Source organism: Mycobacterium sp. AZCC_0083, assembly GCF_014202335.1.
Taxonomy (GTDB): domain Bacteria; phylum Actinomycetota; class Actinomycetes; order Mycobacteriales; family Mycobacteriaceae; genus Mycobacterium.
The window spans coordinates 67,490-79,798 of the sequence record NZ_JACHGP010000001.1 but is presented as its reverse complement, the minus strand read 5'-3'; the positions used below and the strand labels follow the sequence as shown (position 1 = coordinate 79,798).

The window sequence follows — 12,309 nt, the reverse complement described above, 5'->3', positions numbered from 1 at the left end:
CGGGGCTCAGACTACGCGATCAAAGCGCTCTAACTGAAACGTGTTGCAGTTTTATCGCGCGCCGGCGTCGAGCAGGATTCGCAGCAGATCGTCGGGGTTGTCGCGCATCAGGTTGTGCTTGCCGTCCAGTTCGTGCGTGGTCCACGTCGGGTCGTCGCGAACGCGTTCATAGGACGGGCGGAGGGGTGAATCACCCGGCCAACCCAGCGCATAGACGTAGTCGCGGCGCCGGAACGCGCTGAGGTCGCCGGATAGCGCGATCGGCTGCAGGAACGACGCGAGTGGATGGGCGCTCGCCCGCGCATCGAAGAACGGCAGCGGCGGCACGCCATAACCCGTGTGGTCGACGCCGATGTACCACTCCCGGTGCTCGTCGTTGACCAGGTCCCAGCAGGATTCGCCGTTTCTGGGCACCAGGGCGTCCAGGTAGACGAGCGCGTCCACCCGGTCGGGGATGCGGTCGGCGACAGCGGTGATGACCATGCCGCCGTAGCTGTGGCCGACGAGGACGAGATCGTCGGCGTCGGGCTCGATGGACAGGGCGGACAGGACGTCGGTCACGTGTGTTTCGAGGTTGACTCCCGCGTGCAGCAGATGGGCCCGCTCGGAAATCCCGGTCAGTGTGTACGCCAGGACGCGGTGGCCGGCTGCACGCAGTCCGGTGGCGAGGTCGTCGAAGCACCATGCGCCGTGGCAGGCGCCGGGAATGAGAACGTAGTTGGTCATGCGGTCGTCCTGTCTGCGTCGGTGTCGCTGCGGTACTTCGCGGTGACCTCGGCGAGGTCCTCCGGGCTCAGGGTGGCGCCCGACTGATGCATCTCCCGGTTGGCGGCGATGACGTCGGCAGTCGCTGCCCTTCGGTCGTTCTCGTACGCGCGCAGGCCGGCATCGGGATCGCGGTGAAGTTCGTTGGCCAGCACGCGCGCGTCGACGATCGCCTGCGAACCGCCATTGGCTCCGACGGGGTACATCGGATGAGCGGCGTCGCCGAGCAGCGTGACGTTGCCGCGGCCCCACCAGGGCAGCGGGTCCCGGTCGACCATCGGATACTCCAGAACGGTGGCCGTGCGTCCGACCATGTCTGCTGCGTCCAACCACTCGAGGTGCCAGCCAGCGAGATGGCGGTGCACGGTCTCGGGATCGACGGGCGCGTTCCAGCCGGCGTCGCCGGGTAACGGTCCCGGAGCCGATTCCGGCACCTGCACAACCCAATTGACGAGTCCGCCGCCGATCGGATAGGTGATCAGATCGACGCCGTCGGCGCCCTTGACGATCGCCATGGTGCGGCCGTCCAGGAAGGCAGGCATCTCGGCCGCGCCGCGGTACATCCGTATCCCGGACCACATCAGGGGGTCGGGTTCGGGATGTAGTCGGGAGCGTACGACGGAATGCAGACCGTCGGCGCCGACGAGTATCCGGGCGTCGACGTCACCTGCCGCGGTGTGTGCCGTGACGCGGCCGTCGAGTGCGTCGAAACCGGTGAGGCCCATGCCCGTCCGTACCGCATCGATTCCCAGCCGGTCGCGGACCGCGGACAGCAGCAGCATCTGCAGTTCACCGCGATGCACCGAGTACTGCGGCCAGCCGTATCCACCTGCGATGCCGCGCGGCTCGCTGAACAGCAACTGGCCGCCCTCGTCGAAGAACGAGATCTTCGCCGGCTCGGCCGCCAGCCGCGCAAGTTCATCGGACAGGCCCAGTTCGTGCAGCTCGCGGACCGCGTGCGGCAGCAGGTTGATGCCGACGCCGAGCGGCTTCAGCTGGTGCGCGCTCTCGATGACGGTCGATCGGACTCCCTTGGCGTCCAGGGTCAGCGCGGCGGTGAGTCCGCCGATGCCCGCACCGGCGATGAGGACTTCCGTTGATTTGGTCATGTCTCCAGGCTGGCGAATCCCAAGTCATAAGTCCAAGACAGAGTTATTACACAAACTATTGTGAATGGTTATGGAATTGAGGCAGCTCGAGTACTTCGTCGCGGTGGCCGAAGAGCGCAACTTCACCAGGGCCGCCGAGCGGGTCCACGTCGCCCAGCCCGCGGTCAGCGCACAGATCGCGCGCCTGGAACGCGAGGTGGGCCAACGGCTCCTGGACCGAAGTCGCCGCGAAACGCGTCTGACCGCCGCGGGTGACGCGATGCTGCCGCACGCAAGGGCGGCGCTGAGCGCCGTCGCGAACGCACGCCTCGCCATCGACGAGTTGGCACAGCTGGTCAGGGGGACCGTCACACTCGGCACCGTCACCTCGCACAACGTCGACATCCCGACCCTGCTGGCCGACTTCCACCGCGCACATCCCGCGGTGGAGATCACGTTGTCCACGGACAGTTCGGACGCGCTGATCGACGACGTTCAGTCGGGTGCCCTCGACGCGGCGATCGTGTCCGTCGGCTCCGACGAGGTGCCGTCGGGCCTGGCGGTCGAGGTGGTGACCGACGAGGCGATCGATGCCGCGGTATGCCTTGACGATCCATGGGCGAGCCGAACCTCGATCGGCCTGGCCCGCTTGGTGGAGCGTCAGTTGATCGCTCTGCCGATCGGCGCGGGCATTCGGGCGCAGTTCGAAAGGGCCTGCGCTACAGCAGGACTCAAGCCTCATGTCGCGTTCGAGGCCAGCACGCCGGTCGCACTCGCCGAGCTGGCCGAACACGGGCTCGGGGTCGCGATCCTGCCGCAGTCGGTGTCCCGCACGCATCCCGGACTGGCGGCCATCGCCATCACTCCAGAACTGCGCGGCCGATTGGTGTTCGCGTGGCGGTCGTCGGGTCCGATGAGTCCGGCCGCTCGCGTCCTCGTCGAGATGGCGAGACGCCTGCTGCGATGACCGTCAGCCGACCAGTTGCTGAACCGCCCACTGGTTGCCATCGGGATCGGCGAAGTACACGAACCTTCCCCATGGCAGGTCCTCGACCGGGCTGACGTCGATCCCGCGGGCCGACAGATCGGCGTGAGTCGCGCCGGCGTCGGCCACCACCACCTGCATGCCACGAACCGAACCAGGAGCGGCGTCGGTGAGACCCTCGCCGATCGCGATCGAGCACGCCGAACCGGGCGGAGTGAGCTGGACGAAGCGGAGTTCGGGATTGACCTGGTGATCGTGGTCGGCGTTGAAACCGGCCCTGACATAGAAGGCCTTGGCCCGGTCGACGTCGCTGACGGGAAGGGTGACCAGCTCGAGTTTCATGTCCACGGAGGTTCCTTTCGGTTGAATGCGGCGCGGCCGACGATAGCGGCCGAATAGGACAGGTCCGTTCCGCAGTGTCGGGCTGTCGGGGTCGGTGAATAGAGTGAGCCCCGTGAGCCCAGCCCCCGCCGCCGATACCAAGCCCACATCGAAGCCCACATTGATGCTGCTGGACGGCAATTCGCTGGCCTTCCGCGCGTTCTATGCGCTGCCCGCCGAGAACTTCAAGACCCAGGGTGGCCTGACCACCAACGCGGTGTACGGGTTCACGGCCATGCTGATCAACCTGCTTCGCGACGAGGGGCCGACCCACATCGCCGCCGCGTTCGACGTGTCGCGGGAGACGTTCCGCAAGGAGAAGTACCCCGAGTACAAGGCCGGCCGGTCGGCGACGCCGGACGAGTTCCGGGGCCAGATCGACATCACCAAGGAAGTGCTGGTCGCGCTCGGCATCACCGTGCTCGCCGAGGCGGGTTTCGAGGCCGACGACCTCATCGCGACGTTGGCCACCCAGGCCGAGAACGAGGGCTACCGGGTGCTGGTGGTCACCGGTGACCGCGACGCGCTTCAGCTCGTCAGCGATGACGTGACGGTGTTGTATCCGATCAAGGGCGTCAGCGAGCTCACCCGCTTCACGCCCGAGGCCGTGCAGAACAAGTACGGCCTCACCCCCACGCAGTACCCGGACTTCGCAGCGCTGCGTGGAGATCCCAGCGACAACCTGCCGGGAATTCCCGGCGTTGGGGAGAAGACGGCGACCAAGTGGATCTCCGAATACGGGTCGCTGCAATCGTTGGTCGACAACATCGACCAGGTCAAGGGCAAGGTCGGTGACGCGCTGCGCGCCCACGTCGCAGGCGTCGTGCTGAACCGCGAGCTCACCGAGCTGGTCAAGGACGTCCCGCTGGCCCAGACCCCGGACACCTTGCGCATGCAGCCGTGGGACCGGGACCAGATTCACCGGCTGTTCGACGACCTGGAGTTCCGGGTGCTTCGCGACCGGCTGTTCGAGACGCTGGGATCGTCCGATCCCGAAGTCGAGGAGGGCTTCGACGTGCGCGGCGGTGCCCTCGAGCCGGGCACGCTCGCGGCGTGGCTGACCGAGCACAGCCTCGGCAACCGGTTCGGATTGGCCGTGGTGGGCACCCACCTGGCATTCGACGCCGACGCCACCGCCATTGCGATCGTGTGCGCGGACGGCGAGGGCGTCTACCTCGACACGGCCACCCTGACTCCCGAGGATGAAGCCGCGCTGGCATCCTGGCTGGCCGATCCCGGTCCGCCGAAGGCCCTGCACGAAGCCAAGCTGGCGATGCACGACCTGGAGGGCCGCGGCTGGAATCTCGCAGGCGTCACCTCCGACACCGCGCTGGCGGCCTACCTGGTTCGCCCCGGGCAACGCAGCTTCGCCCTCGACGACTTGTCGGTGCGCTATCTGCGCCGCGAGCTCCGCGCGGACAACCCTGAGCAGCAACAGCTTTCGCTGCTCGATGACGAGGAAGGCGTCGACGACCAGGCGGTGCAGACGCTGATCCTGCGGGCGTCCGCGGTCGCCGACCTTGCCAACGCCCTCGACGAGGAACTGGCCCGCATCGACTCGTCCTCGCTGCTCGACCAGATGGAGCTGCCGGTCCAGCGCGCGCTCGCCGCCATGGAGTCCGCAGGCATCGCCGTCGACCTCGACCTGCTCGGCCAGCTGCAGAGCCAGTTCGCCGATCAGATTCGCGATGCCGCCGAGGCGGCCTACGCGGTGATCGGCAAGCAGATCAACCTGGGTTCGCCCAAGCAACTGCAGGTGGTGCTGTTCGACGAGCTCGAGATGCCGAAGACCAAGCGCACCAAGACCGGCTACACCACCGACGCCGATGCGCTGCAGTCCTTGTTCGACAAGACCGGCCACCCGTTCCTTCAGCACATGCTCGCGCACCGCGACGCCACCCGGCTCAAGGTCACCGTCGACGGGCTCCTGAATGCGGTCGGCTCGGACGGCCGGATTCACACCACGTTCAACCAGACCATCGCGGCGACCGGCAGGCTCTCCTCCACCGAGCCGAACCTGCAGAACATCCCGATCCGCACCGAGGCGGGCCGCCAGATCCGTGACGGGTTCGTGGTCGGTGCGGGCTACGCCGAACTGATGACCGCCGACTACAGCCAGATCGAAATGCGGATCATGGCGCATCTGTCGAAGGACGAGGGCCTCATCGAGGCGTTCAACACTGGTGAGGACCTGCACTCGTTCGTCGCGTCGAGAGCGTTCGGCGTGCCGATCGACGAAGTCACCCCCGAGCTGCGGCGCCGCGTCAAGGCGATGTCCTACGGGCTGGCGTACGGCCTGAGCGCATACGGCCTGGCGTCTCAGTTGAAGATCTCCACCGAGGAGGCCAAGGTGCAGATGGAGGCCTACTTCGCTCGATTCGGCGGGGTGCGCGACTATCTGCTCGAAGTCGTCGACCAAGCCCGCAAGGACGGCTATACCTCCACGGTGCTTGGAAGGCGGCGCTACCTTCCCGAACTGGACAGCAGCAACCGCAACGTCCGCGAGGCCGCCGAACGCGCCGCATTGAACGCCCCGATCCAGGGCAGTGCCGCCGACATCATCAAGGTGGCGATGATCAACGTCGACTCCGCGCTGAAGGACTCGGCGCTGAAGTCACGGATGCTGCTTCAGGTGCACGACGAGCTGTTGTTCGAGGTCGTCGAGGGGGAGCGGGAGGCGCTGGAGGCCCTTGTCCGGGACAAGATGGGCTCTGCCTACCCACTTGACGTCCCACTGGAGGTGTCGGTCGGGTACGGCCGCAGCTGGGACGCCGCAGCGCACTAGACGGCCTTCCCAAACCACTACACCGATAGTACTATCAGAATAGTGGTTTGACGGAGGTGATCCATGCGCCCTGTGAACGAGCGACGACGTGGCGAATTAGCTGATGCGGCAATCGAAGTCGCCGTGCGCGAAGGACTGCATGGCCTGTCGCACAGGGCGGTAGACGAGGCGGCAGGCGTGCCGCGAGGCACGACGTCGAACTACTTCCGGTCGCGCGATTCGCTCCTCGAAGCGACTCAGCGGCGCCTAATGGATCTGCACTTCGATCTAATGGAACAGTTCCGGGCCCGATCGGATGGCCTCGTCGACTCTGTCAGCGGCGTCCTCGAGCACGCGCTGACGCAATATCCGGGCCGGTACCTCGTGATGCTGGAACTGGCGCTGAAAAGCACGCGTGATCCGGACACGCGGCTGGCGTTCGTTGGGCTGACCGGTGACGCGATGGAGCGCACCTACCAGGCACATGACGTCGACCGGGACGTCTCAGCCAAGGACGTGCAGATGCTCATCGTCTTCTACAACGGCCTGTTGTTCACGTCGCTGGTGATGCCGGAGATCTTGGCGGATCGCAGCCCAGGCGAGCTGACCCGGGAAGCGCTCGAAAAGTTGTTGTCGATCAGTGGGGAGACGCCATGACATCAATCACCACGGATCCGGGTGCGCGCCTGCGCATCGTCGTGACTCGCTTCCACGCGACCTGCCTATTCGTGATCACGATCGCATCCACGGTGGCGTCCACGCTGGGCTGGAAGGGCCGCGGCCCGCTGGATGTGCTGCACAGTCAGCCCTACGGCTACGTAGGCCTTTTTCAGGCGTACTTCCTCATGTTTCTGTTGGCGTTGGTGTGCCTAATCGGTGCGACGCGCTGGCCGAGCCGACTATGGAACGGCGCGCTGCTCGTCGCCCATCTCGCGCCGTTGCTGATCATCGTCGTTGCCAATGACGTCTTCGTTTCGACCGGCAGCCAGCGAATGGCGTACATCGTTGGCTTGACGGTTCACCTTCCGCTGGTGCTGCTGGAAACCTTCGCGCTGTTGTGGAAGGCCCCGTTCCTGCGGGCCGCCCACTAGCTCCCTGGTGCGCGGTACCCGGCCAGCGACTGCAACGTCGGCGCGGCCGCGCGTGCCATGTGCACCCAGTACGCCTCCTCGTTCTGCAGCGCGAAGACCCGCTGGTCACCGAAGCCACGGTCGATTCGGTCCCGCACGTATGCCAGCTCGACCACCTGGGCGGCGAAGTTCTTGACGGCCTTGGCCTGGGACTTTCCCCCGACCCGGCTTGCCTCGCGGATCGCCGACTTCCGGTTGCGCAACGAGCCGAGCCAGGTCGCCTCGTTCGCGGTGACGAGGCTTGCCGCCACCATGCCTGGCAGTTTCTCGGCGACGATGCGCTGTTCGCGGCGGCGACTGTGCACGGCGAGAACGATCGCCAGGCCGAACACCGGCACCATCCAGAGCAGATAGACCAGGAAGTAGGCCTCGATGCTCATCAGCGACGAGCCGTTCCACAGCGCATGCATCAGCACCGCGCCCGCATAGCCGAGCAGGATGCAGCCGGCCTTGGCGACGGCGCTGCGCTGCTGCAGTGCGAAGTACACCCCGATGCCGGTCATCGTGGTGAACAGCGGATGCGCGAATGGCCCCATCACCAGCCTCAGCGCCGCCGTGCCCAGCGACTCCGCGAGCGTTCCGCTGTCGGAGATGTAGAAGATGTTCTCCAGCCAGGCGAAGCCCGCCGCCGTGATGCCCGCGTAGACCAGGCAGTCGGTCAGCGTATTGAGTTCGTTTCGGCGCCTGCCCGTCATCATGAGCAGCAGGAACAGGCCCTTGGCGGCCTCCTCGATCAGCGGCGCCCCCAACGCGATGGTTCCGTCGGTGCCGAACAGCGGCTCGAGGGCGACTTCCAAGGCCACCGACAGCACGACGGCCACCGACGCGCCCCAGAGGAATGAGAACAGCAGCAGCCGCGGGGGCTCCGGCTCCCATCGATCCAGCCACAGGTAGGCCAGCAGAACGATCGCCAAAGCCAGGGTTGCCAGGGTGAACGCGATCGTCGTGCCGACGGGATTGACCGCGGTGACGAGGATCACGATGAGCCCGACGACGGTTCCGAGCGCGATGATCACCCCGAGCGGCGCTCCGACTTTGCGGATCCGCCTCGGCAGCGGCGGAATGAACGGGCGCTGCCGAGGCGGTGTGGCGGGGTAGGACACCAACGTAGGGTAGCGATGGTCGTTTCGTCCCGGCGGCCGAACCTGACCCGGGTTTGTCCAGCGTGTGCACAGTCGAGTAGGCTGACCAGGTGCTCGTACGTGCTTGAACGCGAGTCACGCAAATACCACCTGTCCCTACGATTGAACCTGTCCGGAGCAACCCAACAACATGCCAAGTCCCTCCATCACCTCGCCGCAAGTAGCCATCAACGACATTGGCTCGGCCGAGGATTTCATGGCCGCCATCGACAAGACCATCAAGTACTTCAACGATGGCGACATCGTTGAAGGCACCATCGTCAAGGTTGACCGTGACGAAGTCTTGCTCGACATCGGTTACAAGACCGAAGGCGTCATTCCTTCCCGCGAACTTTCGATCAAGCATGACGTCGACCCCAGTGAGGTTGTGTCCGTCGGCGACGAGGTCGAAGCGTTGGTCCTCACCAAGGAGGACAAAGAAGGCCGTCTGATCCTGTCCAAGAAGCGTGCGCAGTACGAGCGCGCCTGGGGCACGATCGAGGAGCTCAAGGAGAAGGACGAGGCCGTCAAGGGCACCGTCATCGAGGTCGTCAAGGGCGGCCTGATCCTCGACATCGGTCTGCGCGGCTTCCTGCCCGCGTCGCTGGTGGAGATGCGCCGGGTCCGCGATCTTCAGCCGTACATCGGCAAGGAGATCGAGGCCAAGATCATCGAGCTCGACAAGAACCGCAACAACGTGGTGCTCTCGCGCCGCGCGTGGCTGGAGCAGACTCAGTCCGAGGTGCGCAGCGAGTTCCTCAACCAGCTGCAGAAGGGTGCCATCCGCAAGGGTGTCGTCTCCTCGATCGTCAACTTCGGCGCGTTCGTCGACCTTGGCGGCGTCGACGGCCTGGTGCACGTCTCCGAGCTGTCCTGGAAGCACATCGACCATCCGTCCGAGGTCGTCACCGTTGGCGACGAGGTCACCGTCGAGGTGCTCGACGTCGACATGGACCGCGAGCGGGTTTCGTTGTCGCTCAAGGCGACTCAGGAAGACCCGTGGCGCCACTTCGCCCGCACCCACGCCATCGGCCAGATCGTGCCAGGCAAGGTCACCAAGCTGGTTCCGTTCGGTGCGTTCGTCCGCGTCGAGGAGGGCATCGAGGGCCTGGTGCACATCTCGGAGCTGTCCGAGCGCCACGTCGAGGTCCCGGACCAGGTGGTCCAGGTCGGCGACGACGCGATGGTCAAGGTCATCGACATCGACCTGGAGCGTCGCCGGATCTCGCTGAGCCTCAAGCAGGCCAACGAGGACTACACCGAGGAGTTCGACCCGTCGAAGTACGGCATGGCCGACAGCTACGACGAGGCGGGCAACTACATCTTCCCCGAGGGCTTCGACGCCGACACCAACGAATGGTTGGAAGGCTTCGAGAAGCAGCGTGACGAGTGGGAGGCCCGGTACGCCGAGGCCGAGCGTCGTCACAAGATGCACACCGCCCAGATGGAGAAGTTCGCCGCGGCCGATGCGGAGGCAGCCAGCAGGCCTGCGACCGCCAACGGCTCGTCGTCGTCCTCCTCGTCCAGCTCGGGTGATTCCGGCGGCGGCACGCTTGCGAGCGATGCCCAGCTGGCCGCACTCCGGGAGAAGCTGGCCGGTAGCGCCTAAGAGACCACTCATTCGCCGAGTGATGAAGCCACGCAGCAGAATTTTGCTGCGTGGCTTCGCTCTTCTCTGAGACGGGCAAACCATGCTGAGAATCGGATTGAGCGGCGGTATAGGCGCCGGCAAGTCCACGGTGTCCACGGAGTTCTCCAAATGCGGCGGCATCGTCGTCGATGGGGACGTCATCGCCAGGGAGGTGGTCCAGCCCGGCACGGAAGGGCTGACCAAGCTCGTCGAGGCGTTCGGTGCGGAGATTCTGCTGCCCGACGGGGCGCTCAACCGGCCCGCCCTTGCGGCCATTGCGTTCCCCGACGACGAAAAGCGCGCGACGCTGAACGGCATCGTCCACCCGTTGGTGGGCAAGCGGCGCGCCGAGCTCATCGAAGCGGCGCCCGACGACGCGGTGATCATCGAGGACATCCCGCTTCTGGTGGAATCGCAGATGGCACCGATGTTTCCGCTGGTCGTGATCGTCGATGCGGACGTGGAGACCCGGGTGACGCGTCTCGTCGAGCAGCGGGGCATGCCCGAGCCCGATGCCCGCCATCGGATCGCCGCCCAGGCGACCGAGGAGCAGCGCCGCGCGGTGGCCGACGTCTGGCTGGACAACTCCGGCACCGCGGAGGACTTGGCCGAACGTGCCCGCACGCTGTGGCAAGAGCGGATCGTGCCGTTCGCGCAGAACGTCGCCGCCCGCGAACCGGCGCGGGTGACGCTGCAGCTGGTGCCGTCCGATCCGACGTGGCCGGACCAGGCACGCCGCATCGTGGCACGCCTCAACACCGCGTGTGGACATCGGGCGATGCGCATCGACCACATCGGGTCGACGGCGGTGCCCGGCCTTGACGCCAAGGACGTCATCGACGTACAGGTCACCGTGCCGTCGCTCGCGGTGGCCGACGAACTCGTCGACAGCCTGCTGGCGGCGGGCTATCCGCGGATCGACGCCATCACCGGCGACAGCCCGCATACCCCGGATCCGGCGCTGTGGCACAAGCGCTTTCACGCATCAGCCGATCCAGGACGACCGACGAATGTGCACGTTCGGGTCGACGGCTGGCCGAATCAACAGTTCGCGCTGCTGTTCCGTGACTGGCTGGTGGCCGAGCCCCGCGTGCGCGACGAGTACCTGGCCCTGAAGCGCGAGGTGGCCGCCGCCGGTCACCGGACCATGGGCGACTACGCCGAGGCCAAGGAGCCGTGGTTCGTCGACGCCTATCACCGCGCCTGGGTGTGGGCTGACGCCACCGAGTGGCGGGCCTAGGTCGCGGGCGGTGGGGCGGCAGGCGGCGGAGCGTCCACCGGTGCCGGTTCGTCGATCGGGGCCGTGTTTCCGGTCGGGAAGTTGGTCACGGTCCCGCAGCTGAGGACGCCGTACCCCGGGTCGTTGCGCTGTGGCGTCAGGCGCGGTGCGACGAACTGGTCGGCCTGCGCGATGATCTGATCGTTGACCAGGATCTCGCAGTGCAGACTGGCCGAGTACGGCCACTGGATGGACACCTGCATGCCCGCCTTCTGCGCCGCGGACACCACGCCCGTCGCCTCGAACACCCGGCCGGGTACCATCGTCGGGTTCGCGGTGTTCACCTGGTCATCGGCGAACGCGTAGTTCACGGTCGCACCGCGCGAGACACCGTCGACACGGGCCCGGTAGACCACGTTGTACGGCCCTGGCCCGAGATCCGGGACTTGCCCTTCGGTCCCCGGGGCAGGGGCATCGGACGACTGCTCGGTGGCGTCGGGTCCCGGCGGGACCCCGGGATCGGCCTGCGCAACGCCCGGGTTGAACTGTGCGCCGGACAGCAAGATTGCGGCTGCTGCGGCCGCAATCCACCCGGCCTTGGTGGAGCTCATGACAGCAGACATTACGCTCCTCGCCAGGTCAGAACCATATGGAGGTCGGCTAGCCACTTTCCCAGGTCGTAATCGTGGCGGGCCAGGCCCTCGATCGCGCTGGTCGCCGTGATGATGGCCCGTTCGGCGGTGTCCTGCGTGAGCAGACCGTGCTGCACTGCCGTCAGCAGTTCGTCGACGTCGGTCAGTTCGACACTCCGGCCAGTGTGCACGCGCAGGTCCAGGTAGTGGTCCTCGGCGTGCCAGGCGGTCGGCCCCGGTGAATAACTGCCGACGTCGAGGTAGACGTCCTGAGTCGGTTCGTGGCCTTCGTTGAAGTGAAACACGCTGGCCCGCAAGCCAATCGACGGCAGAAGCCACGACTCGAGGTAGTGGAACTGGGGGCGGCCCGGGGTTGGCCTTGCCATGTACAGGCCCCACGGCTCGACGGTGTAGACGTCCACCGCCCGCACGATCCCCTTGGGGTCGGTGTTGGTGCGGGCGGTGAGATCGAACTTCTCTCGCTTGGGCGGGTGGATGTGGCCAGCATAGGTCTCGGGGAATCGTTGGACGGCGGGCAGGAGCGGAGCGACTCGGGGAATCGCTGATGTCGGTGGGTCGTTCTAGGCTGGGATC

12 protein-coding genes are annotated in these 12,309 nt (G+C 66.3%); 6 read left to right on the top strand and 6 right to left on the bottom strand.

Translation table 11 applies throughout. The annotated features are described in order from the left end of the window. Positions 1-51: 51 nt before the first annotated feature. Together HNP02_RS00375 and HNP02_RS00370 are read right to left on the bottom strand one after the other, a co-directional pair. Entirely contained in the window at positions 52-726 is a 675-nt protein-coding gene (locus HNP02_RS00375) for an alpha/beta fold hydrolase (protein WP_184432879.1), read from the bottom strand. Then, a complete protein-coding gene (locus tag HNP02_RS00370; protein WP_184432876.1) occupies positions 723-1,874 on the bottom strand; it encodes an FAD-dependent monooxygenase in 1,152 nt (383 codons plus the stop codon). Before HNP02_RS00370 ends, HNP02_RS00375 begins: the two co-directional genes overlap by 4 nt. Before the next feature lie 70 nt (positions 1,875-1,944). On the opposite strand from HNP02_RS00370, the gene HNP02_RS00365 reads away from it, so the two are divergent. Then, entirely contained in the window at positions 1,945-2,820 is an 876-nt protein-coding gene (locus tag HNP02_RS00365; protein ID WP_184434796.1) for a LysR family transcriptional regulator, read from the top strand. A 3-nt stretch (positions 2,821-2,823) separates the two neighbouring features. Here the strand turns inward: HNP02_RS00365 and HNP02_RS00360 are convergent, their stop codons facing one another. Further along, positions 2,824-3,186 (bottom strand): VOC family protein, encoded by a 363-nt coding sequence (locus tag HNP02_RS00360; RefSeq protein WP_184432873.1) that lies wholly within the window; start codon positions 3,184-3,186, stop codon positions 2,824-2,826. A 157-nt stretch (positions 3,187-3,343) separates the two neighbouring features. Here HNP02_RS00360 and polA point away from each other — a divergent pair, with 157 nt between their 5' ends. The 3 genes from polA (at position 3,344) to HNP02_RS00345 (ending at position 7,074) form a co-directional block, all read left to right on the top strand. Beyond that, positions 3,344-6,004, top strand: a complete 2,661-nt coding sequence (gene polA, locus HNP02_RS00355) for a DNA polymerase I (RefSeq protein WP_184434793.1) — start codon at positions 3,344-3,346, stop codon at positions 6,002-6,004. 63 nt (positions 6,005-6,067) lie between these two features. After that, entirely contained in the window at positions 6,068-6,640 is a 573-nt protein-coding gene (locus HNP02_RS00350; protein ID WP_184432869.1) for a TetR/AcrR family transcriptional regulator, read from the top strand. Further along, the gene (locus tag HNP02_RS00345; RefSeq protein ID WP_184435110.1) at positions 6,637-7,074 is read left to right on the top strand and encodes a hypothetical protein; all 438 of its coding nucleotides are present in this window, start codon (positions 6,637-6,639) and stop codon (positions 7,072-7,074) included. Before HNP02_RS00350 ends, HNP02_RS00345 begins: the two co-directional genes overlap by 4 nt. Here the strand turns inward: HNP02_RS00345 and HNP02_RS00340 are convergent. Further along, complete coding sequence (locus tag HNP02_RS00340) at positions 7,071-8,216, bottom strand: PrsW family intramembrane metalloprotease (protein WP_309241343.1); 1,146 nt, start codon at positions 8,214-8,216, stop codon at positions 7,071-7,073. The genes HNP02_RS00345 and HNP02_RS00340 overlap by 4 nt on opposite strands. A gap of 169 nt (positions 8,217-8,385) precedes the next feature. On the opposite strand from HNP02_RS00340, the gene rpsA reads away from it, so the two are divergent. Both rpsA and coaE read left to right on the top strand, forming a co-directional pair. Beyond that, complete coding sequence (gene rpsA / locus HNP02_RS00335) at positions 8,386-9,843, top strand: 30S ribosomal protein S1 (protein ID WP_184432866.1); 1,458 nt, start codon at positions 8,386-8,388, stop codon at positions 9,841-9,843. A gap of 82 nt (positions 9,844-9,925) precedes the next feature. Continuing rightward, positions 9,926-11,104 (top strand): dephospho-CoA kinase, encoded by a 1,179-nt coding sequence (coaE, locus tag HNP02_RS00330; protein ID WP_184432863.1) that lies wholly within the window; start codon positions 9,926-9,928, stop codon positions 11,102-11,104. On the opposite strand, the gene HNP02_RS00325 is transcribed toward coaE, so the two are convergent. After that, a complete protein-coding gene (locus HNP02_RS00325; RefSeq protein ID WP_184432860.1) occupies positions 11,101-11,694 on the bottom strand; it encodes a hypothetical protein in 594 nt (197 codons plus the stop codon). The genes coaE and HNP02_RS00325 overlap by 4 nt on opposite strands. Positions 11,695-11,705: 11 nt before the next feature. Further along, the gene (locus HNP02_RS00320; protein ID WP_184434785.1) at positions 11,706-12,212 is read right to left on the bottom strand and encodes a DUF402 domain-containing protein; all 507 of its coding nucleotides are present in this window, start codon (positions 12,210-12,212) and stop codon (positions 11,706-11,708) included. Between the last annotated feature and the right edge of the window lie 97 nt (positions 12,213-12,309).

Bases quoted from the DNA above. Each gene is read 5' to 3' on its own strand.
- HNP02_RS00375 (WP_184432879.1), bottom strand. From the start codon at position 726: ATGACCAACTACGTTCTCATTCCCGGCGCCTGCCACGGCGCATGGTGC.
- HNP02_RS00370 (WP_184432876.1), bottom strand. From the start codon at position 1,874: ATGACCAAATCAACGGAAGTCCTCATCGCCGGTGCGGGCATCGGCGGA.
- HNP02_RS00365 (WP_184434796.1), top strand. From the start codon at position 1,945: ATGGAATTGAGGCAGCTCGAGTACTTCGTCGCGGTGGCCGAAGAGCGC.
- polA (WP_184434793.1), top strand. From the start codon at position 3,344: ATGCTGCTGGACGGCAATTCGCTGGCCTTCCGCGCGTTCTATGCGCTG.
- HNP02_RS00350 (WP_184432869.1), top strand. From the start codon at position 6,068: ATGCGCCCTGTGAACGAGCGACGACGTGGCGAATTAGCTGATGCGGCA.
- HNP02_RS00345 (WP_184435110.1), top strand. From the start codon at position 6,637: ATGACATCAATCACCACGGATCCGGGTGCGCGCCTGCGCATCGTCGTG.
- rpsA (WP_184432866.1), top strand. From the start codon at position 8,386: ATGCCAAGTCCCTCCATCACCTCGCCGCAAGTAGCCATCAACGACATT.
- coaE (WP_184432863.1), top strand. From the start codon at position 9,926: ATGCTGAGAATCGGATTGAGCGGCGGTATAGGCGCCGGCAAGTCCACG.
- HNP02_RS00325 (WP_184432860.1), bottom strand. From the start codon at position 11,694: ATGAGCTCCACCAAGGCCGGGTGGATTGCGGCCGCAGCAGCCGCAATC.